We start from the raw sequence: 23,047 nt of genomic DNA on the forward strand, positions 1-23,047 counted from the left end.
TCACCCACCTATGAGATTTAACAAGAGCGGTTACAGCAACGAAGAACTCCTTCATCTATACAAGGAACTTATTACCCCAAGGCTAATAGAAGAGAAAATGCTCATCTTGCTAAGGCAGGGAAAAATCAGCAAATGGTTTTCCGGCATTGGGCAAGAAGCCGTATCAGTAGGTGCTGTTCAAGCCCTGAATCAAGACGAATACATTCTACCAATGCATAGAAACCTGGGGGTATTCACCGGTAGAAACGTTCCCTTTAGCCGACTTTTCGCTCAGTTTCAAGGCAAACTAAGTGGCTTTACCAAGGGTAGAGATCGTTCTTTTCATTTCGGCTCCCGAGAACACCATATTGTGGGAATGATCTCACACCTGGGGCCTCAAATGGCACTGGCCGATGGGATAGCCCTTGCCAATCGTCTGAAGGAAGACAAAAAAGCAACACTGGTCTTTACCGGTGACGGAGCCAGTTCGGAGGGCGACTTCCACGAAGCCCTCAATGTGGCAGCAGTCTGGGATTTGCCGGTCATTTTTGTAATCGAAAACAATGGCTATGGCCTTTCTACACCAAGCCATGAGCAATTTAAATTCGATAGCTTTCTCTCCAAAGGCCCGGCTTACGGAATTGAAGCTGTACAAGTAGATGGCAACAACATACTGGAGGTTCACAAAACGGTGAGTCAGTGGGCCAAAGAAATTCGCAAAAACCCCAGACCTGTTATTGTTGAGGCACTCACTTTTCGTATGCGCGGCCACGAAGAAGCCAGCGGCACCAAATATGTGCCCAAAGCACTCATGGAACACTGGGCCAAGAAAGATCCGGTGGAAAACTACGAGCAGTACCTTCTTAAAGGGAAAATACTCACTCAAAAGCTTATTGATAATTACAAAGCAGAAATAAAGGCCGAGATTGACAAAGGCCTTGACACAGCCTATGCCGAAAGCCTGCCTGAGTTTAAGGAAGAAACAGAACTTAGCGATATGTTCTTCCCTTATGAAACTCGTGCAAAGGCTCCTGAAAGCAAGACGAAAACCGAAAAGCGTTTTGTAGACGCCATTTCAGATGGACTAAAACAAAGCCTGGAGCGGTTTGAAAACCTGGTGGTTATGGGGCAGGACATTGCCGAATACGGAGGCGTTTTCAAGATTACAGAGGGCTTTATTGATACTTTTGGTAAAGACCGAATTAGAAATACACCGCTATGTGAATCGGCTATAATTGGCACAGGACTGGGGTTGAGCATTAATGGCTACAAGTCGGTAGTAGAAATGCAGTTTGCAGACTTTGTAACCTGCGGATTTAACCAGATAGTGAATAACCTGGCCAAAATCCATTACCGCTGGGGGCAACAGGCCGATGTGGTGGTGAGAATGCCTACGGGTGCCGGAGTTGGGGCAGGCCCCTTCCACTCACAATCGAACGAAGCCTGGTTTTTTCATACCCCGGGGTTAAAAATAGTGTACCCCTCTAACCCATACGATGCCAAAGGGCTATTGAACGCAGCCATCGAAGATCCCAACCCTTACATGTATTTTGAGCATAAGGCGTTATACCGTTCCTTGAGCCAGGAAATACCGGACGATTACTATACCCTGGAGGTAGGAAAAGCTCAGGTGGCATTAGAGGGTAACGATCTTTCCATCGTCACATATGGCATGGGAGTGCATTGGGCAAAATCCTTAGCCGAAGAGCTTCCCCATATTTCAGTAGAGGTCGTAGATTTGCGCACTTTATCTCCGTGGGACAAAGAAACCGTGAGTGAATCGGTGAAGAAAACAAATAAAGTTTTGGTATTGCACGAAGACACCCTGATAGGCGGAGTTGGTGCAGAAATAGCGGCTTGGATATCGGAACACCTATTTCAATGGCTCGATGCACCTGTTATGAGATTGGCTAGTCTGGACACTCCTGTACCTTTTACCAAAACACTGGAAGAAAACTTCTTGCCACAAAAAAGACTTAAAAGTAAAGTAACCGAGCTGTACGACTACTAAGATATGTTCTGGAAAAAAGATAAAAGGCACGAATGCTCCGGTATGCAATGGACTCCACTCACAACAATGAGCCAACTAGAAACCATTGTTGAAGAGAGTCACAAACACCCGGTACTAATTTATAAGCATAGCACGCGTTGCGGTATTTCTTCCATGGCTCTTGGCAGGTTAGAGAGAGAATGGAGCCATAATCATTCGTCAATAAAGAGTTATTACCTCGACTTAATTGCTCACCGGAACATATCTAACCAAGTATCTGCCTCATTTGGAGTGACGCATGAATCGCCCCAGGTGATACTCATAAAAAAAGGGAAGCCGGTATACCATGCTTCCCATTTATCAATTTCGGCTAACGATTTAATCAGCTATCAATAGCTGAACAAGTTAAAAAACCGTCCAACACCCCTCTACCCAAATTCTTATGCCATTAAACACCCGATAATGTCCGGGCACCCATCTATGGTGAGACCTTCTCACACTCCAATGGCCGTCTATCCAAATATCGCGTCTCAACCGGTGATCGTAGTGCCAGTAACCTGACACCCAAATATGACGGTTACTTGGTCGGTACCCTCTTCGCACGGCTATTCTCCGGCCATTACGGAAATCATAATCGTAGTAAACCCTGGTATTTCTTACAGGAGTCGGTCGTCTGTCATATCTCCAACCACGATCTCTGTAAACCCTGCGGTCAATCACACGAACCGATCGACCATGACGATCTCTTATCTCGTCCCGATCGCGGTGACGATCGTTTCTGCGCACATCTTCTCTTCTGTCTTCTCTCCGGTCTCTATCCCTATCGTTCTGCCTTCCTCGTTGTGCGAACATCTCAGAGGCAGAAAAGAATAAAAACACTGCTGATATAATTAGTATTACTCTTTTCATAACCTTGATCTTTAGTTTAAAACTTACTTCAAGGTCCGGACCTGGTAATTAATGCATTGTGCTTATCTATTCCATTACCGTGCCAAAAAGAGCGAGGAGCTTTAAGAGGGCTATTGTCTTGTCCAGATTTCTTTAATAGGCTCACCAGCAGAACTCAACCCGCTATGCACCCATTTGTTCCCATTTACCTCATAATTAAAAGTAAGCGATGCCCCCACCCTATCCGGGTTTCGCGAAAAAAACTCAATGTGCTCAGTATACTTACCATCCTTCAGGCTAATGGTCCCTCCCCCTGTTCCTGAAAACTGCTTATTTTCAGGGTTATAGGCCGCCCATTGAAAGCGGGTACCGGTTATTACTTTTATGGTCTTTCTCGCCCCCTGCGACATGGCACGCATTTCGCCCTCCTGCATTCTATCGGTAATGCGCCACGCTCCGGCCAGGTCGCTGTTACCCGTATCAATTCGGTTAAAAACCATGGTATTCGTAGCTTCCCCAACGGTATAGCTAAAAGTTACTTTATTCGCTTTCAGTTCGGCCGTCATCTCTACACGTTGCCCAATTTGGCTTTCGTCCCAGGTATTGAACTCATTGGTGTAAAACAGTTTATTGGCAATGATTTCTACCATTCCTCCCTGACTACCAATAAAACGCTTCCCTTCCTCATCGAACTCGGTGTAAAAAACATAAGGTTCTTCAATGAGCAACACAGCCCTATGCGCATAGTGCTCACCATTTACAGTTTCTAGCTCCCAGGCACCTTCCAGTGCATTGGCCCTAGACTCACCGGTAGAAACTGAAGAGCCCGGGAAAACATGGGCAGCCCAAAAGACAAGAAGAATTATTAAATATTTCATAGCCAAGCATTTAAGAGGAAAAGATACGTAATTTTGAAATCAATTAGAGTGGCAGAGTCAATTTTGAGGCCCCGGAATGGCTTGCGAGAGGGTAATTGCTGTGCGCCAAAACCTTAGGCTTTAAATTTCTTTACCATACTTTGCAAATTATTGAATTAGACCTATCTTTGCATCCCAATTCAGAAAGCAGAAATTAAATGGCAAACCATAAGTCAGCATTAAAGAGGATCAGATCAAACGAAGCAAAGCGTTTGAGAAACAGATATCAGAACAAAACGACTCGTACGTTTGTAAAGCGATTGAGAAATACTTCTGATAAGTCTGAAGCACAAGAGCTTTTGAAGAAAGTTATCAGCATGTTGGATAAACTTGCTAAGAAAAACATCATTCATAAAAACAAAGCTTCTAACCAAAAGTCTAAACTGACTAAACTGGTAAACAGCCTCTAAATCATAGGTTAAAGAAATTTTGAAAACCGAGTACTTACTACTCGGTTTTTTTGTGCCCTCAATTTATTTTCACTTAAATTTTACCACATTATTTCTTTATTATTGAATAATGGAGAAACCACTGGGTATACAAAGTTGGGCCGAAGAAGATCGCCCCAGAGAAAAGCTACTGCTCAAGGGTCGCACTACGCTTTCGGATGCAGAATTGGTTGCCATACTCATTGGCTCAGGCTCTACCGAGCTCAGCGCAGTAGAATTATCGAAGAAAATACTGGCCAGTGTAAACCATGACCTTAACCACCTGGCTAAACTCTCCGTCAGTGACTTGATGCAATTCAAAGGAATAGGAGAAGCCAAAGCGATTAGCATTGTTAGCGCCCTGGAGTTGGGCCGAAGAAGAAAAACAGGCGAACAACGAGCCAAAGTTAGAATTAAGTGCTCTGCCGATGCCTATGAGGCCATTTCGCCTGAACTACTCGACCAACCCGTAGAACAATTCTGGGTAATTATGCTAAGCAGGAGCAATCAGGTACTTAATAAGAGACCCATTAGCCTGGGAGGAGTGAGTGGTACAGTGGCAGACCCAAAAGTTATTTTCAAAAAGGCTCTGGAAGATCTTGCTAGCGGTATAATACTGGTGCATAACCACCCCAGCGGAAATCTAAAACCCAGCCGGGCCGACCTTCAGCTAACCGAAAAATTAGCTCATGCCGGCAAACTTCTTGAAATACCTGTGCTAGATCACATTATTTTTACTGACAACGGCTACTTTAGCTTTGCCGATGAAGCCCTGCTCTAGGGAACTGACCATCAAAACACTTGTGCTTCACTTTTTAAACTACCACCCTTAACTTCGCGTTCTGAAAAATACGCTAACACAGCATAGCCTCAAGCCTTATGAAAAAGAGCAACTTGTTCATTCTACTAATTGTAGCCATAGTAGCCATTACCATTTTCAACTTCCTGACCATTGGCGAGAGCTCTGCAGATTACAAAGCTCGGTTGGAAACCGAGCGAAAAGACAAAAACGGCTTTATGCTCTCCTCCTCTTCGCCCCTACTCGAAGAAGACAAGCTCAACTTTAAGGGGCTCAACTACTACCCGATTGATGAAAGCTATAAAGTAACCGCAAGAATAGAACTCACTGAAAAAAAGCAGCCCATATTTATAGAGTCCACCACAGGAGAGCAGCTCAAGTACATTCCTTTTGCCAAAGCAACCTTTAAACTTAAAGAAAGGGAGCACACAGTAATGCTCTATCAGGACTGGGAAGAACGCAACGCCAACAAGCTATCACTCATGTTTGCCGATGAAACCAGTGCTATCGAAACCTACGGTGGCGGCCGCTATGTTGATGTGATGTATAGAAACACCAATTCGGTGGTTATAGATTTCAACACCGCTTACAATCCCTACTGCCACTTTAACCCAGAGTATAGTTGCCCTATCCCCCCGAGAGAAAACATGTTGAATGTAGCTATAGAAGCCGGTGAAAAAATTTACAAAAACGATTAAACACACGGACAGGATCAATTAATCACTAATTTTGCCCATTCTCTGAAAAAGCATTTAGCGCAAAATGAAAATATCACTCAACTGGCTCAAACAATACATAGACCTTCATGAAAGCCCGGAAGAAATTGCCACCCTGCTTACCGCAACCGGACTGGAAGTAGAAGGTATTGAAGAGGTTGAAAGCATTAAAGGAGGACTGAAGGGGCTGGTTGTAGGCCAGGTAACCAACTGCATACCACACCCCAATGCCGATAAGCTTAAGCTCACCCGGGTTGATGTGGGCACTAATGAGCCACTCCCCATTGTATGCGGAGCTCCTAATGTAGCAGAAGGACAAAAAGTAGTTGTAGCCACCGTAGGTAGCACACTTTACCCTACTACAGGAGAGCCTTTCCAAATTAAAAAAGCCAAGATCAGAGGCGAGGTTTCTGAAGGAATGATTTGTGCCGAAGACGAAATAGGCCTGGGACAGTCTCACGATGGCATAATGGTACTCGACACCCAACTGCCCAACGGTACACCTGCTGCCGAATACCTTCAGCTAAGTTCCGACTTTGTATTTGAGATAGGACTTACCCCCAATAGAGCCGATGCGGCCTCTCACATGGGAGTAGCCAGAGACCTGAAAGCGGTACTCAAAAGGGAACTTAAATGGCCAAAGGTAAACGATCTTAAACCTGCCCCTAATTCTAAGGGAGTAGACCTCAGTGTGGAAAACACTGAAGCCTGCCCAAGGTATTCGGGCCTCACAATTGAAGGTGTCACCGTTCAGGAATCGCCCGAATGGCTACAAAAATACCTTAAGGCGATTGGTATAAACCCTACCAACAATGTGGTAGATATTACCAACTATGTCTTACATGCCATTGGCCAACCAATGCACGCCTTCGATGCGGCCGCTATTGATGGACAAAAAGTAATTGTTAAAAACCTTGAAGAAGGCACTTCTTTTACCACCCTCGATGAAAAAGAGAGAAAGCTTTTTGCAGAAGATCTAATGATTTGCAGCGAGAAGGGAGGCCTATGCATTGCCGGAGTATTTGGAGGTATAAACTCGGGAGTAACAGAAAAAACAACCACTGTTTTTCTTGAAAGTGCCTATTTTTCTGCCGACAGCATAAGAAAAACAGCGCAGAGGCACCAGCTCAAAACCGATGCTGCCTTTCGCTATGAACGTGGCACCGACCCTAATCTTACGCTCTACGCCCTCAAGTATGCGGCCCAGCTCATTTTAGAAATAGCCGGAGGCCGGGTAGTTGGCCAAATACACGATATATACCCTCAGCCAATAGAGAATTTCCTCATAGACGTTTCCTATAGCAGAATCAATCAACTTATAGGAAAAAAACTGAGCACTCGTGAGGTCGATGAAATATTGGCCGGACTGGAAATACAGCAGGAAAATAAGACTGAAGAAAACTTTACGGCTATAGTACCTCCTTACAGGGTAGATGTGCAGCGCGAAGCCGATATTGTCGAAGAAGTGTTGCGGATATATGGCTATAACAATGTGGAGTTACAACCAACTTTGAGCTCTACTTTTCTTTCGGAGTTCCCGAAAAAAGATGCTGACTCTCTTCAACAAGAAACTTCCAGGCTATTGAGTGGTGCAGGATTCAACGAGATCATCACCAACTCATTGACCAAACATCAGTATGCCGAAGCCTCCGCGAGCATTAATTCAGAAGAAGATGTTCACATATTAAACTTTTTGAGTGAGGAGCTTAACGTAATGCGCCAATCACTGCTCTTTTCAGGCTTAGAAGTTTTGGAGCGTAACATTAAACGCAGACAAACCGACCTGAAGCTTTATGAGTTTGGCACCACTTATCATAAAAAGAACAACAAGTACACCGAGCAATCAAGGCTAAGTTTGTTTATTACCGGAGCCCAAGCGCAAGAGTCATGGCTAGACAAAAGTAGATTGGTTCGCTTTCACGACCTCTCGCAAATAGTCTATCAGTTACTCAATAAGTTTGGAATTCACCAACTCGACATTGAAGAGGCCAGCTCAGATGTTTTTGCCTATGGTATAAGTCTTAGTTACAGAAAAAAACCGCTGGTACATCTCGGCAAGGTTAATCCTAAACTGGCCAAACTTTGCGATGTGAAGCAGGAAGTTTTCTATGCCGACTTCGACTGGGAGGCTCTTCAAAAGTATTATCCATTAACGATTGACTTTGAGCCACTTTCCAAATATCCGGAAGTGAAAAGAGACTTATCATTAGTTGTTGACAAATCGATAAAATTTGAGGACATTAGGAAGCTTGCCGTAAAAAATACAGGCAAATTATTGACAGGCTTGCGCGTGTTCGATGTATATCAGGGAGACAAAATTGGGGCCAATGAAAAAGCCTATGCCATGAGTTTCTTTTTACAAGACCAGCAACAAACACTGACTGACAAAGTAATTGACAAAACCATGCAAAGGCTGATAAACGTCTTTGAAAAAGAACTAAAAGCAACAATTAGAAGATAATGAGCAACCATCCGATTGACCAGAAGCTTGCTGTTCTCGAGAAACGAGTAAACGAACTGATCAAGGCCTACCAGTCGGAAAGAGCTAAAAACACACAATTAGAGCAGGTAAACCAACAGTTAAAAACTGAAGTTAATGGCCTTGAAGCCAAACTTGCTGATTTTCAAAATCAGTACAAAATCGCTAAAATTGTATCTAGCACAACAGTGGAGAAGGATGAAGCTGTTGAGTTGAAAAATAAATTAAACGAGTACATTAAAGAGATTGATCGTTGCATAGCTCATTTGAGCTAACTTTAAGATAAATGGATCTTCTATCAATAAAACTTAAAATAGGAGACCGCGAGTACCCAATGAAAGTGAAACCTGAAGAGGAAGCTAGGGTACGTAACGCAGGCAAATTCATCAACGAAAGACTTCGGTCTTATCGGGAAAAGTTTGGTATTGATGATAAAGAAGACCTGCTGGCTATGGTGGCCTTTGACTGTATGGTAGCTAAACTGAAAAGTGAAGAAGAGTTTACTGCAATCGATAGCACAGCTGAAAACACCATTGACAGACTGGATAGCCTCATAAAGCAAGCACTCTCTTAATACCGTCATTTCATTTCAACTCAGGTTTTATTCGGTCTCCGCATAGATTATAAATACATATGGGAGAAACGCTAACTATTTTGCTGACAGCCATCGGATCTTTGGCAGTTGGCTTTTTATTAGGTCGCTTTGTGTTGCAAAAACTCAACACAAAAGCCACACTTGAACTCGAAGAGAGGGGAAAACAAATCATTAAAGAAGCGGAGCTAACGGCCGAAAACATTAAGAAAGACAAAATCTTAGAGGCCAAAGACAAATACTTTAAACTAAAGGCAGAGTTTGAAGAAGAAGCCAACCGCAAAAAGAATCAGATAATAGCCAACGAAAATAAGCTCAAGCAACGAGAGAGTAAACTCAATCAGCAACAAGCCGAAATTAGCCGCAGAGAAGCCGAACTCGACAGCCTCAAAGAAAATGTAGAAGCGCAACTGGAAATTGTAAGAAAGCGCAAGGAAGAACTCGAAAGCAAGGTGGAAGAAAAGGTAAAAGCCTTAGAAAAAATTGCTAACCTTTCGGCCGATGAAGCAAGAGAGCAGCTTATTGAAACCTTGAAAGACGAAGCCGAGAGTAAAGCTTCGGCCCTCATTAAAGACATTATAGACGAAGCCAAACTCTCCGGTGCCAAAGAAGCCAAAAAGATTGTAATAGAATCTATTCAGCGCACAGCCACTGAGCATGCCATTGAAAACTGCGTTTCTATTTTCAACATAGAAAGTGACGAGATCAAGGGTAAAATCATTGGCCGTGAAGGCCGAAACATTCGTGCCCTCGAAGCAGCCACCGGTGTAGAAATAATAGTAGACGATACGCCCGAGGCCATTATCATCTCCGGTTTCGATCCTGTACGAAGAGAAATAGCCCGCCTGTCGTTGCACCGATTAGTGACCGATGGCAGAATTCACCCCGCCAGAATTGAGGAAGTGGTGAACAAAACCACAAAAAACATTGAGGAAGAGATAGCCGAAACTGGTGAGCGCACAGTCATAGACTTGGGCATTCATGGCCTTCATCCGGAGCTGATTAAACTGGTAGGCCGAATGAGGTTCCGATCTTCCTATGGCCAAAACCTGCTACAGCACTCCCGCGAGGTAGCCAACCTCTGTGCCACTATGGCCTCAGAGCTGGGGCTCAACCCTAAGAGAGCAAAGCGTGCCGGACTATTGCACGATATTGGCAAGGTATGGCCGGAAGAACCTGAAATGCCACATGCTATATTAGGTTTTGAGCTAGCCAAAAAGTACAAAGAGCATCCGGAAGTATGTAACGCCATTGGTGCCCACCACGATGAGATGGAAATGACCTCTCTCATTGCTCCTCTGGTTCAGGCTTGCGATGCCATATCTGGTGCAAGACCGGGAGCCAGAAGAGAAGTGATGGAGTCTTACATAAAACGACTCAAAGAACTTGAAACTCTTGCCCTCAACTTTGAAGGAGTAAATAAATGCTACGCCATTCAGGCCGGACGAGAGCTGCGTGTAATGGTTGATGCCGAGTCAGTTACCGATGCTCAGGCGGCTCAGCTTTCATTCGATATTTCTCAAAAAATTGAAAAGGAAATGCAATATCCGGGGCAAATCAAAGTCACGGTAATTCGCGAAATGCGTGCAGTAAACTACGCCAAGTAGTCTATCAAAAGCAACGCAGGCTGTTTCAGATGGCTAAATCAGAGGTAGTGTCTTTCTACCCATGTCACATGCCGGTTCATGTGCCAATTTTAGCCTTTCGAAACAGCCTGTTTTTTTACAAACTAAAATATGTTCCCCTTCCGGCTTGCTCGGGTCGAGTATTCCTGATATTTTAGGAAAGGCGTGCACTTATTGGAGTCGTGATTCCATCCGTTGAATCATACAGCATTTCTCCAGTGGCAGTTTGCGTCAGGAGGTTTTTCCTCAATTTTAGATTAACCTTAAACATCTACTGTGACTAAGTCTTTTGAGGCAGTAATTGCCACTGTGCGAATGTCTTTGACCCCTGGCAGAATCTATTCAATACTGCTCCTCCTTGTGCTCACCACCATGGTCTCTGCGCAGCAAAATTTCGACTACCTGATGAGTAAAGCGAGGGAAAACTCCAGAAACCCGGACAGCCTCTCTTACTATGGCAAATTACTATTAGAAAAAGAAGACAGCCTTTCAAGACTAGAAGGGTACTTTGCCATAGGTTATGCCGCCTACCAGTCGGGAAGCATTAAACAGGCCGTAGCTTACTACGATTCTGCCCTCGTCTTTACTAATCGGAAAAAACTACGCACTACCTACGACAGAATTGTACGCAATCAGGCCATTGCCTACCAGCGCATGGGCGAAATTGATAAGGCCAAACAGATTTACGAGCAAATGCTGGTACTGGCAGACGATGAAAAAAATCCTATAGGACGGGCACTAGCCCTGAATCAGCTGGGTATATTAGAACAAATGGATGGCAATTTCGAAAAAGCCTCCAAACAGTTCAACGAAGCCCTCGACCTATACAAAAAACATAGCCCTGAAGGCATGGTGAACACCATGCTCAATTTGGGAACGCTCTACGGCCGAATGGATCTTATTGATAAGTCCAACACTATACTCAAAGAAGCTGCCGCCACAGCCATGAGCTTCAAACAACCGGTATTAGCGGCCAGATGCTACAATAACATTTCTGTCAACTTCAGAAAAATTGCTCAACTCGATTCCAGCAACACCTATCTGAAAAAGTCACTCCCTATATACACAGCCACAAGAAACACTCTGGGTTTAGTAAACACCTATCAGAATATTGCTCATAACTTTTTAGAAGCTGAAAATCAAGACAGTTGCTATCACTATCTCCACCAGGCAAGAGCACTCAACGAACCTGGCGAAGACATGTTTCTATCAGGTGAGCTTGATTTTTTAGAGGCTCAGGCCGAACTGAAGTTTGGAGAAACCGCAAAAGCCATTGCACTCATTAACCAGTCAATTACCAAAGCACTTACCCAGCAAAGAATAGACGACTTACGCGATCGGTACGAATTTCTTTCCGAAGCCTATGAAAAAGATGGGCAGGACAAACTAGCCCTGCAAATTTTAAAAAAATGGAAAGCTCTGGACGACAGTCTGGAGTACTTTAAAAACATAAAGACTATCGATGAGATTACGGCAGAATACGATCTGGCTCGCAGCGAAATACTGGTAGAATCTACCAGAGTAAAAACCAACCTCACCCGAAACCTCATCATAGTAAGTGTTATTACACTCTTAGTAGTTGGCCTCGCCTATACGTACTATAGAAACTTTAGAAAAGAACGGAGCGAGAAGTTGGTAAAAGAAAATGAGCTTGAACAACTCAAAGAAAAACTGAGAGACTTAACCCATCGATCGCAACTGGCCACTCAGCGAGAATTTATAACGCTAAAAAGCAAAGCACTCCTCAAACTGGAAGAAATCAAATACATTCAGTCCGATGGGCCTTATATTGAAATCTATCTGGACGAAAAACAGAAACCGGAAGTAGACCGAAATACGCTCAAGAACATTCTTTCCGAGCTCCCCTCCAATAAATTTATTCAGGTACACCGGAGCTATATTGTAAATATAGACCACATTAAATCTATATACGCCACCAAACTGGTGCTTGAAGATGGCACCGAGTTGAATGTGAGTAGAAGCTTCAAAGAAGAGGTAGAATCACTATTGAACATGCCCGCCTAAAAGGACAATGGCAAGAGTTGATTAATAATGAAGAACACAAGAACAAGACTATTCCCCATCGCTCAATTCATTCTGTATTTAGGACTTTTGCTAAGCGCGGAGTCAAAGGCTCAGCAAGACTTTAATGACCTTAAGTCAGATATTTTAATGGCAAAAACGGAAAGGGCAAGACTCGAAGCCATTGTTACCCTAAGTGTAACTTATAACCGGAACCAACTGGATAGCCTGTACTACTACTCCGAAGTACTCTCCGACCCCGATATTAACGACAAAGAATTTGCTGAAGCTGCTAAGGACCTGATAGAAGGAGTTGCCCTTTACCATCAGAGCAGACATGCAGAAGCCATAGACCTTTTGGAGATAAGCCGGAAGAACTTTGCCGAGCTAGGCTCCAAAAACCTTCAAATACGAAGCATGAGTTTTCTAGGGCTGGCCTACAACCGTTCGCGCGAACATGCGCAATCGGCCGATGTTTTCAGAGAAGTACTGAAACTTACCGAAAACGATAGCGAATATACCGATGCCCGAATTGCCGCCTTCGGCAACCTATCCAACGCCTACAGAGCTCTTGGTCTTTTTGCCGAAGCTATTCACTCCTTGGAAAGAGCCATTGAACTATCGGGCGATGTTCGGCCAGAAACCCAACAGATGAGCTACTTCAACCTTGGTCAGATGTTGGCCCAACTGGAATTATATGATCGCGCACTAGATGCCCTCCGACTTATCGATGTAGAAAACTTTCCCTCAGAATCTGTTCAAACTGCCGTTTACTCCAATATGGCAAGAGCCTTCAAACAGCTTAACCTTTCAGACTCTGCTCATTTCTACTATCAAAAAACCCTTAACAAAGCTCAAACAACCAACAATTGGCAGCAAGCCCTAAAACCCCAAATAGAGTTGGGTAGAATTGCTATAGAACGTCAACAATTTCCGCTGGCAGAAACATTACTTAACAACGCAGACGATTTTTATAAGCAACACCGTTTTCCTCCACCTGCTTACACCGACCTGCTACTTGCCAAAATGGAGCTCTATATAGCCAGTGGCCAGTGGCAGAAAGGCCTCCAGGCATCTAAAACCTTCGAGCAGTTCATCAATACAAATAGCATTATACACATGAGTCAGAATGGCTTTGAGCTTGTGGCGCAAATCCATGAAGGGCTTGGCGACACTGAGTTGGCGCTTCAATATCAGAAAATGTACAACGACCTGGGCCTGGCGGCCAAAGAAGCCGTTCAGACCAACCGACTGATTGAACAAAGAAACCAACTGGCCCTGCTCGATGCTAACGAACGCCTTGAAGAAGAGAGCTCCTCTAAAGAGTTTTATCAGGGGCTTACCTTTCAGGTGATTGCCCTAAGCCTGATACTTTTAACAGTACTTTCAATTGTATACAGATACTATCACCGGGTTAAAAAAGACAACGTAGTAAAATCTACCGAGCTGAGCCAGTTAAAAAGCCAGCTGGAAGAAGCGCAGAGTCAAACTCAGGAGGTAGAGTTTATAAGTCTTAAAAGCAAGGCCTTGATAAAGCTCAGTGACCTCCGCTTTGTTCGTTCCGATGGTCCATATCTGGAATTTCATTTGACCAGTAAAACCAAACCGGAAATTGACAGAAACTCTCTTAAAAGCCTCATGGATGAACTACCCAATAATTTCATTCAGGTTCATAGAAGCTTTATTGTAAATCTAAACCAGGTAAAGTCTATCTATAAATCAAAATTGGTACTTAATGACGACACAGAGATTAGTGTGAGCCGCAGCTTTAAGGACGACATAGACGAACTGCTGCGCAACACCGCCTGACATTTAGTACTACTTTTAACGTTGTTCGTGACAACACCAAGCCAACCCCTTCTATTCACAAGGCTTTTTCAACATGTCGTTCATGACAACTAACCCGTCAGTCATGACATTTATCTGAAATTGGGCCGCTCATTCACCAAATTGAGTAACAACAATCAGTACTCCAATTAGGGTACCCACACATTCCAATGACCAACAAAATTCAGACTAAAGACAAGAAGAGAATTCTTGAGCTTCTCTCTGCCAGAGAGGTTGAGATTCTCACGCATATGGCTAAGGGCAGTTCCAGAAGCGACATAGCATCGGCCCTTTCCATTTCGGTGCTTACCTATGATGAACATAGGAAGAACATCAGAAACAAACTTGGCCTGCACTCCAGTGCCGACTGGGCTTTGGTTCTGCTCCCTTTTATGGGCTAACCATAAAAGGCAATAAAAGAAATATAGTCGGTTTAGTTGAGTCTCTTGGTTGGGGAGTACACACGGTTCTCCCCGCCATTCTTGCCCAAACCAGCATATCAACATAAGTCAAAAAAATTATCACAACCAAAATGTTAACAAAAATGAAAAAACGACTACTCCTCGTTCTTAGTTTCGCACTGGTTTTGGGCATGCCTGCCACTATGGCTTTGCCTTTACAAGACGGTGCAGCTCAGGTTCAGGAAGGCAAAAAAATGAGCTTTCAGGGAACCCTTTATGAAAATGGAACACCGGTTACCGGTGAACGTAACTTTACCTTTTTAATAGATCTTGGTGAAGGCAACAGCTGGACAGAGACCCAGAGCAATGTTCAGATTATAGAAGGCCTCTATGCTGTTACACTCGGTTCGGTAAACCCAATGCCCGAAGACCTTTTTCATGGAGTAAGTGGCCGTACGCTTACCATTAGCATTGGCAACACCGTATTGGGAACCACAGAGCTACTTGCTCCATTCTCGCCAAAACCCATTGGCCCTACCGATGACCTCCCCAGAAGAATAAGCATAGATAACTCTACTACAGACTCAGACACCATCTTCTATTTCAATATTTCCTCAGACAACCTGAACAGAGGAACCCAAAGAGGTATTCAGGTAGATATGACCGGAGCAGGGTTCAAAACCGCCCTCAGAGGCAACGTAATCTCCCTCGAAGGAAATGAACAAGGAGGCATTGCCATAATAGGTAGCGCAATAGGCCAGGGCAACGGCAGCCACGAAGGTGTGAGAGGACAAGCCTTTGGAGCCGGACGAAACAATGCTGGGGTACTAGGGTTAGCCGGAGGTCCGGGCAATGGTGCCACAGGATATGAAGAAGGCTCTTACAACAACGGGGTGGTAGGCTACGGCCAGTCTAACCCATGGGGAAACACCGGTGTAAGTGGTTGGGCCCTAGGTAATGTTGGGGTAGACAATATTGGAGTTGCCGGTATCTCCGCTGTAGGAGGAGAAGACAATACAGAAATAGAAAACAAAGGTATTTTAGGAAGAGCCGAAGGCTATGGCATTAACAAAGCCATATGGGGCCGTGCCATGAATGGCGTAGAAAACTGGGCCGGATGGTTCGAAGGAGACGTGGCTGTGCATGGAGGAAACAACCTGAATGTATACGGTTCTAATCCGGAAGACAGTATTAAAGTACAGCTCAACTATTACGAACCAAATCACTCTGGTTCGGTGCTTACCTTTGGCCACAATAAAACCAGGCGCTCGCTCATTGGCAGCGACTCCTATCGCACAGGAGGCTTGCTACACCTATACGATTCATTAGACAGGGCCATGGCTCAGCTAAGAGCAACCGGCAGAATAGCCGAATGGGTAGCCGACCAACACCCACATGGACAGCTCTCCTTGTGGGGCAATACCAGCCAGAATTTCTACATGGGAGCAAGAGTATGGGAAGAAGGAGGATCGGACTTGCCGGTATTGCAAATGTTTGGCAAGAGAATCGAAAATCCGGATAACCCCGGCAACTTCTCTCCAATGGAAGGAGTATTCATGTCCATTCAGGACTTTGGTGACGGAAAGCAACAAGGCCTATTGCAATTAGGCAAAGAAGGAGAAGCAGCTGCCGTTATGAGCAAAGACAATCTGCAAGCCATGCTCAATATAGTAGACCACAACAGCAAAACCCGCCTTGAGGTGAACGAGCAAAATTCAGGTTCTATCAAGCTAATGAGTGCCGTTGACTCAGTAAATGTGCTCATAGACTCCAATGGAGAAAAAGCAGGTCTTATTCACCTCAACGATTCATTGGGAAGAGCCAACATGAGAATGCTCACCTACTCTGGTGGTGGTGCATACCTCGAGCAGCACGCAGGAATTTCAGAAATTGGTGAAACACGTGTTACCTACCAACTCGTTGGCAATGCCAACCCCTGGAGCAATATGATCGCCCGCAATGCCGATGGCACAGCCAAAGGCCGCGTTCAAAGTGGCTGGTTGCCAGGAGGTGGTGAAGAAATAGGGCAATTCCGAATTTCAGATGGCAGCAACAGAACACTCGCACAAATGTTTGCTAACGGAACAACTGGTGGACGACTCGCACTGGAAGGTCCAAGCTCATCAAACTTCTTTATGGGCGGAAAGGATTGGGAAAATGCCGACCTGGCTTTCTTCGCAATGCGAGGAGCGACATCAGTTAATGACGGAAACGGAGGCTCTTACTTCCCAGATCTAATTGCCCTTAATATTAATCAAAAAGATGGAGTGGACTATGGCTCGTTTGACATGAACAACTCCAGTTATTCAAGCATAAATCTAGGTGTTAAATCATGGGAAAGTGATGGGCTAAAGAAACCCATTTTCCAAATGATGAGCGACTTTGAAAAGTCCGATGGAAACGGAGGTACCTATAGGCCGTCCTTAGTAGATATGCAGGTAAATATTTCGAATGCAGGCACATATTCTGGAGACTTCAACCTAAACAGTTCAGCAGGCACAGGTATAAGAATGTATGGAGGCGCAGACTTCAATAATGATGCTTCCGATGTATATAGTCACATTGCTTTAGATGGTTTAAATAACAACCACATCTACCTTGACGGGAACGGTAATGGTGACTTTACAGGCAATATCAGTGCTGTTTCTATCAATCAAACCTCTGATGCTCGTCTCAAAACTAATGTAAGTACCCTAACCTCCGGCCTGGCCATGGTAAATAATCTGAGAGGTGTACGCTATAACTGGAAAGATACAAGCCGACCTGAAAACAAAATTGGCTTTATCGCTCAGGAAGTAGAAAAAGTAGCCCCAGAACTGGTTATAACCAAAGAAGATGGCTTTAAGGCTGTGAACTATGGAGAAATGACCGCCCTTTTGGTTGAAGCTGTAAAAGAACTTACGGCTCAGGTAGAAGCGCTCAAAGCAGAAAATGGCCAGCTCAAAGCCGAGGCCAACAAAGTAGAGGCCTTAGAAGAGCGTTTGGCAAAAATTGAAGCCTTGCTTTTAAACACCCCTAAAACTGTTAACGCTGATCAAAAATAATCAGACATGATTAGCATGAAACGATCAAAAACAGTCAGATACCTGGCAACCCTTCTGATGGTAGCCCTCTATGCCTTGCCAATGCAGGCACAGGAAGGCTCTACCGATAATGCGCGAAACAAGCGTATGACCACAGCCAGTGGAGGATGGTTTTCAGGGGGTATAAACACCAGCTTTATTTCCGTAGGGCAGAATGGTGCGAGTACCTTGCTTACCGCTACCGATGGCCAAACCCAATACAAAGGCAACTTTGGCTTTGTGGTACCATTGGTTGAAAAAATAGAGCCCAATCAGGCACCAATAGCCATATCGGCAAGCCGATCGGTATTCTATAAACTTGGCGATGTACTGCGTCTCAATGGTTTCGACCCGGATGGAGACGCTATAAGGTTCGAGGTAACTCAAGGACCTGAAAATGGAGAATTAACAGTATCAGGTGCTCGTGCAGGACGTTTTATGTTCACACCGGCCGGTAGCCTTTTGCCCAAAAATGGTTACAAAGACACCATTCGGTTCAAAGCTATAGAAGTTGAAGGCGAGAAACTAGAATCTGAAGTGGCCATGCTGCCCTTTACTTTCAACGTGGCCGATGAAGCACATGAAATCACGAATCTGACCGTTGCCTCTTCTTCAGAAAGTGCCAAAACCCTGGCCCTGACACTGACCGATTCACGGTTCAATGCCAACTACACCATAGACATTGGCTATATAGACCTATCGAATCCTTCGGCTCCAAAACAGGTATCCATTGTAAATTCAGGCTTTAGCCTGGAGAGTTTCACACAAGACTCCAATACACTCACCCAAACCATTAGTGTGAGCAAAACGGACCATCCCTACCTGTTTAGTGCTGAAAAAGCCATCATTACCGTTTTGGTTAAAACACGTTCCGGATTTAGTGACGATGACCTGTTTGTTTTGACCAATACAAGCAACGGCAGTGGTGGTACTATTAGCCATTTAGATTCGGATACCCGATTCTTTACTCAAAACGGAGACACAAAAAGCCTTACCAATCAAACTTCTTCCGATGGGCTATTCTTCAGTTTTGCTTCGGAGAAAGAAACTCCGGAAAATACGGCCGTTTCTATGAACTTATTTGCTGTAGAATTAGGTGACTTTGACCTTAACAATGCCTCAATAGCTATAACTACCAACCCCAAGAAAGGCTCTATTACCGACCCTGTTTTGGTAAAGTCTTCCGCCAACCTGGCACAATGGACGGTGTTTTATAGCCCGGTAGGCGATGTGGGTTATTTAGATTCGCTGGAGTTTACAGTGACCAGTGCCGACAGAGAAGCTTCGGTTTCCGCGTTTGCCAAAGTGCAGGTGGTAGATGTAAACGACCCGCCAACACTTTCGGCCATTGCCGATCAGCAACTAAATGAAGAGGAAGCCGGAACCGTAGACCTGAACTTTGCCGATGTAGATAACGACCTTATAGTTACCGTTACTTCATCCAATGCCAACCAGGTAGCGGCCACAGTAAGCAATGGTCAGCTAACGTTAACTCCGGCCCTCAACTTTAATGGAAAGGTAAACATTACGGTACTGGTAGAAGAAGAAGGCACCAGCGAGGCATATTCAAAATTAGAAACCTTTGAAGTAGAGGTTGTTGCCGTGAACGATGCCCCAATTATGGCCTCAATTAGCGATCAGGTGATAGATGAAGACAATGTATTTACATACACGCTATCTGCCACTGATGTTGATGCTGCAGTGCCATTGTTCACTTACAAAGCAACCCCCGATATAGCCGGTGTAGCCACCGTTTCCATCAATGGGAATGTGCTAACAGTAACTCCTTCGGCCAATTACTTCGGTACTATAAACTTTAGTGTAACAGCCGATGACCGCCTGGGAACCAATACTTCTGTTTCGGCAGCAGAGACATTTAGCCTTACCATTAACCCGGTAAACGATGCTCCCGTTTCAGTAGCCACCATTCCCGCCCAAAACCTGGTAGATGTTCAGCCCGCTTATATAATGAATCTTGGGCTATACTTCGATGACGTGGAAACATCAGATGCTAACCTTACCTTCACTCATAATGCTACCGGCACTCTGTTCACGCTTTCGGTAGAGCAAAACAACCTTACCGTTACTCCAATTCAAGGGCAGAGTGGTAGTGAAGACGTAACCATTACTGTAAGTGATGGAGAGCTCTCTGTATCGCAAACCGTTACTTTCAATATTCAGGGCAATAGTAGTGACATTACAGCCGCAACTATAGATAACGTGAGCATTGATGAAGATGCCGGAGCCTACACAGTAAATTTGAGTGGTGTTTTTGCTGACACAGGCGATCCTTCCGCTCAATTCTCCTACACTATTGGAGGTCTTTCAAAGGTGAGCTCATCGCTGAATGGCACGGATCTGGTGTTGACTCCCGAGGCAAACTTCAATGGCACAGAAACCATTTTAGTAATAGCCAGTGCGAATGGGAAAACTTCATTTACCTCATTTCAGATTAATGTAAATGCCGTAAACGATGCCCCTACCCTGGGTTCTGTCAGTGCACAAAGCATTCAGGAAGATGGCCTGTTGAGCGATCTGTATATAACGTTTGAAGATATAGATACAGACGCTTCAGACCTCAGCTTCACAGCCACTTCATCTAACGAATCGCTCATTGCTTCTACAGCTATTGGTATAAGTAAAGGAAGCAATGGTATAACACTTTCTGCCCCAACCCTTGCCAATGCTTCGGGCAGTACAACCATTACCGTTACTGTTTCTGATGGTGAACTTACCGCCACTCGTCAGTTTACGGTAAACGTACTTTCTGTAAACGATGCGCCAACAGTCATTTCTACAACTATTGCGGCCGCTTTGGAAGATGCTGCTTACGAGCAAGCATTGTCCGGTTTGTTTGCCGATGTGGATGGTGATAACCTGAGCTACAGTATAGAGGGTGGTCCTGAATGGCTAAGCATTGACAACGGCTCTTTGAGCGGAACGCCAGGCAATGATGATGTGGGAAATACCTCCTTCTATATTACCACAAGTGATGGTTCGGGCGGCAGTGTACGACAGCAGTTTAGCATTACTGTTACCAATACCAACGATGCCCCTGTGGTGGTATCTCCTGCTGCGGATATCACTGCTACTGAAGATGTATTACTGAGCTCATTTATCAGTAGCTCAATCTTTAATGATGTAGATGGAGATAATCTAACTCTCTCGGCCACTTTTAGCGGAGCAAATTGGTTAACCTTTGATGCAACCAACAATCGCTTTACCGGAACCCCGGGCAATGATGATGTCGGTACGGTGAATATTACCATAACCGCTACAGATCCTGATGGGGCCTCTGCCTCGGACGAATTGGTACTTACGGTAGTGAATACCAATGACACTCCCACCGATTTGGCCCTTTCGGCAATAACAGTAGCCGAAAACAGCGACATAGGTACAGTAATAGGAAGTCTTTCAACTACCGATGTAGATGCCGGAGACTCATTTACTTATACTCTGGTGTCCGGATCGGGTGCAGAGCATAATGATGTCTTTGCCATTGCCAATGGCAATTTGGTAACCAATGCAGCTATTGACTTTGAAAGCTCAGCCAGTCTTAATCTAAGACTGCAAACCACCGATGAGGCCGGAGCCACTTACCAGAAGTCTTTTACCATTGTGGTCACCAATGTAAACGAAGCTCCTACCGCACTAAGCCTGAGTAATTTAAGCCTGGCTGAAAACAGCGGAATCAATGCTGAAGTGGGTAGTTTGAGCACTACCGACCCGGACAATGGAGACAGCTTTACTTACAGCCTGGTTTCAGGTGCTGGAGACACAGACAACAGCGGCTTTGACATTAGCAATGGAAAACTGGTGTCTAAAAACAGTCTGGACTTCGAAACTAAAAGCAGCTATTCGGTAAGAGTGAAAACCACTGATGGCGGAGGCCTGTCTACTACCAGCAGCTTTACCATTACCGTAACGGATGTCAATGAAACACCAACCGACATTGGTATATCGGCCAGTTCAATTGATGAAAATGTGGATGAAGGCACCGTAGTGGGCGTACTTAGTACTACCGATGAAGATGCTAACGACAGCTTTACTTACAGTCTGGCTTCAGGAAGCAATGACAATGATGCCTTTAGCATTGACGGTAGCAATCTAATTACTGCCGCAGCAGTAGATTTCGAAACCAAAGCGAGTTATACAGTGATAGTTACCACCACTGATGGCGGTGGCAATACGCTGGATAAAACCTTGACGATTACTGTAAACAATGTGGCCGAACCTTCAATAGCCGCTATTGACGGGTTGGTATTTGCAACCACTGATATTGAAGAAACTTCTACCCTTATGTTTACCGTGGAAAACACAGGAGATACAGAAATTGAAGTTTCTTCTATTGCGCTACCAGAAGGCTTTTCTGCCGATAAAACTGCATTTAATGTAGCCATTGGCAGTTCTGCTGATGTAATGGTAACTTTTGCCCCGAACGAAGCCAAAACCTACAGTGGCGAAATAGTAATGCAATCGACCGTAGGCGAAACACGAATCAACGTGGTGGGTGAAGGAACAATTGTTACCGGGCTTGATGACGATATGCTTAAGGCAACCCAGATTGGGTTGTATCCCAATCCGGCTCGTGATGTTGTGACCATAGACCTAACTCAGCTACCTCATATTCAACCGGACCTTGCCATTATAGACTTAAATGGCAACAGCGTTTGGAGCAAACAAAAGGTGCAGGAATCAAAGGTAGAGCTGGATACAGGTACTTATCCGGCCGGCACTTACCTTATCAGAATATCTTCTGATAAGGGCAGTGTGGTGAAAAAGCTAATCATTGTAAAGTAAGTCAGCATGAAACAGAAGATCATTAGAACAAACTATATGTTGCTGAAGAGTCTAATGCTGGGAATCATCTTGTTAACCACCGCCTCTTGCAAAGGTGGTGGTGATGATACCCCTCAAAAGACTCCTCAAGAAATAGCCCAGGAAGTAATGGAAGCTACCTGGAGCCTGGAAAATGGAGGGTCTATAACCCTGGATGGCAGCAATGTCTCTAACCGCTATGAAGGCTTTACCCTTCGTATAGGAAATAAAACCTACACCACTACCAATGCTGGAGAACTTTTTCCTGCTACAGGTACATGGAACTGGGTGGGAACATCGGACGACCAGGTAACTACAGAAAGCGGTAAGGAAATAACCATTACCGAGCTAAGCTCTACTCGTTTTGCCTTTTCATTTAGAAAAACCGACCAAAACGTGGCAGCAGGCGTACCCGGCAATTATGTGGTTACTCTTACCAAGTAACCTGGCAAAACTTAAAAGCATACGCTGTTTTTTTTAAAAAATACCTAGATCAGGGTATTG

At 44.6% G+C, this 23,047-nt stretch carries 17 protein-coding genes; 15 read left to right on the forward strand and 2 right to left on the reverse strand.

Annotated features, from left to right (window positions below):
- The first annotated feature begins 10 nt into the window (after window positions 1-10).
- Together IE164_RS00660 and ytxJ are read left to right on the forward strand one after the other, a co-directional pair.
- Entirely contained in the window at window positions 11-1,990 is a 1,980-nt protein-coding gene (locus IE164_RS00660) for an alpha-ketoacid dehydrogenase subunit alpha/beta (protein WP_189628257.1), read from the forward strand.
- Window positions 1,991-2,056: 66 nt separating this feature from the next.
- A complete protein-coding gene (gene ytxJ, locus IE164_RS00665) occupies window positions 2,057-2,365 on the forward strand; it encodes a bacillithiol system redox-active protein YtxJ (RefSeq protein ID WP_308440948.1) in 309 nt (102 codons plus the stop codon).
- 9 nt (window positions 2,366-2,374) lie between these two features.
- Here ytxJ and IE164_RS00670 read toward each other — a convergent pair whose 3' ends face one another.
- Together IE164_RS00670 and IE164_RS00675 are read right to left on the reverse strand one after the other, a co-directional pair.
- Window positions 2,375-2,878, reverse strand: a complete 504-nt coding sequence (locus IE164_RS00670; protein WP_189628258.1) for a hypothetical protein — start codon at window positions 2,876-2,878, stop codon at window positions 2,375-2,377.
- Window positions 2,879-2,988: 110 nt separating this feature from the next.
- On the reverse strand, window positions 2,989-3,735 hold the full coding sequence (locus tag IE164_RS00675; protein WP_189628259.1) for a DUF4488 domain-containing protein: 747 nt from the start codon (window positions 3,733-3,735) through the stop codon (window positions 2,989-2,991).
- A 197-nt stretch (window positions 3,736-3,932) separates the two neighbouring features.
- Between IE164_RS00675 and rpsT the strand changes: the two genes are divergently transcribed.
- The 13 genes from rpsT to IE164_RS00740 all read left to right on the forward strand — a co-directional run bounded on the left by rpsT (window position 3,933) and on the right by IE164_RS00740 (window position 22,987).
- Window positions 3,933-4,184: a 30S ribosomal protein S20 gene (gene rpsT / locus IE164_RS00680; RefSeq protein WP_189628260.1), complete on the forward strand. Its 252-nt coding sequence runs from the start codon at window positions 3,933-3,935 to the stop codon at window positions 4,182-4,184.
- A gap of 109 nt (window positions 4,185-4,293) precedes the next feature.
- Window positions 4,294-4,983 carry a RadC family protein gene (gene radC, locus IE164_RS00685; RefSeq protein WP_189628261.1) on the forward strand — a complete coding sequence of 230 codons (690 nt, stop codon included), beginning with the start codon at window positions 4,294-4,296 and terminating at the stop codon, window positions 4,981-4,983.
- Between the two features lie 98 nt (window positions 4,984-5,081).
- The gene (locus tag IE164_RS00690; RefSeq protein ID WP_189628262.1) at window positions 5,082-5,699 is read left to right on the forward strand and encodes a DUF1684 domain-containing protein; all 618 of its coding nucleotides are present in this window, start codon (window positions 5,082-5,084) and stop codon (window positions 5,697-5,699) included.
- A 64-nt stretch (window positions 5,700-5,763) separates the two neighbouring features.
- On the forward strand, window positions 5,764-8,178 hold the full coding sequence (gene pheT, locus IE164_RS00695; RefSeq protein ID WP_189628263.1) for a phenylalanine--tRNA ligase subunit beta: 2,415 nt from the start codon (window positions 5,764-5,766) through the stop codon (window positions 8,176-8,178).
- Complete coding sequence (locus IE164_RS00700; RefSeq protein ID WP_229838473.1) at window positions 8,178-8,471, forward strand: coiled-coil domain-containing protein; 294 nt, start codon at window positions 8,178-8,180, stop codon at window positions 8,469-8,471. The genes pheT and IE164_RS00700 overlap by 1 nt, the downstream gene beginning before the upstream one ends.
- An 11-nt stretch (window positions 8,472-8,482) precedes the next feature.
- Window positions 8,483-8,770 (forward strand): cell division protein ZapA, encoded by a 288-nt coding sequence (locus IE164_RS00705; protein WP_189628264.1) that lies wholly within the window; start codon window positions 8,483-8,485, stop codon window positions 8,768-8,770.
- Window positions 8,771-8,829: 59 nt separating this feature from the next.
- Window positions 8,830-10,395, forward strand: coding sequence for a ribonuclease Y (gene rny / locus IE164_RS00710; RefSeq protein ID WP_189628265.1), 1,566 nt, complete (start codon window positions 8,830-8,832; stop codon window positions 10,393-10,395).
- A gap of 294 nt (window positions 10,396-10,689) precedes the next feature.
- Complete coding sequence (locus tag IE164_RS00715) at window positions 10,690-12,438, forward strand: LytTR family transcriptional regulator (RefSeq protein WP_189628266.1); 1,749 nt, start codon at window positions 10,690-10,692, stop codon at window positions 12,436-12,438.
- 27 nt (window positions 12,439-12,465) lie between these two features.
- Window positions 12,466-14,244: a LytTR family transcriptional regulator DNA-binding domain-containing protein gene (locus tag IE164_RS00720; RefSeq protein ID WP_189628267.1), complete on the forward strand. Its 1,779-nt coding sequence runs from the start codon at window positions 12,466-12,468 to the stop codon at window positions 14,242-14,244.
- 188 nt (window positions 14,245-14,432) lie between these two features.
- Window positions 14,433-14,663 carry a response regulator transcription factor gene (locus tag IE164_RS00725; protein ID WP_189628268.1) on the forward strand — a complete coding sequence of 77 codons (231 nt, stop codon included), beginning with the start codon at window positions 14,433-14,435 and terminating at the stop codon, window positions 14,661-14,663.
- Between the two features lie 143 nt (window positions 14,664-14,806).
- A complete protein-coding gene (locus tag IE164_RS00730) occupies window positions 14,807-17,707 on the forward strand; it encodes a tail fiber domain-containing protein (RefSeq protein WP_189628269.1) in 2,901 nt (966 codons plus the stop codon).
- 15 nt (window positions 17,708-17,722) lie between these two features.
- Complete coding sequence (locus IE164_RS00735; protein ID WP_189628270.1) at window positions 17,723-22,525, forward strand: tandem-95 repeat protein; 4,803 nt, start codon at window positions 17,723-17,725, stop codon at window positions 22,523-22,525.
- A 6-nt stretch (window positions 22,526-22,531) separates the two neighbouring features.
- On the forward strand, window positions 22,532-22,987 hold the full coding sequence (locus IE164_RS00740) for a hypothetical protein (RefSeq protein ID WP_189628271.1): 456 nt from the start codon (window positions 22,532-22,534) through the stop codon (window positions 22,985-22,987).
- The last annotated feature ends 60 nt before the right edge of the window (window positions 22,988-23,047 follow it).

Origin of the sequence: Roseivirga thermotolerans (assembly GCF_014653175.1) — a bacterium.
Taxonomy (GTDB): domain Bacteria; phylum Bacteroidota; class Bacteroidia; order Cytophagales; family Cyclobacteriaceae; genus Roseivirga; species Roseivirga thermotolerans.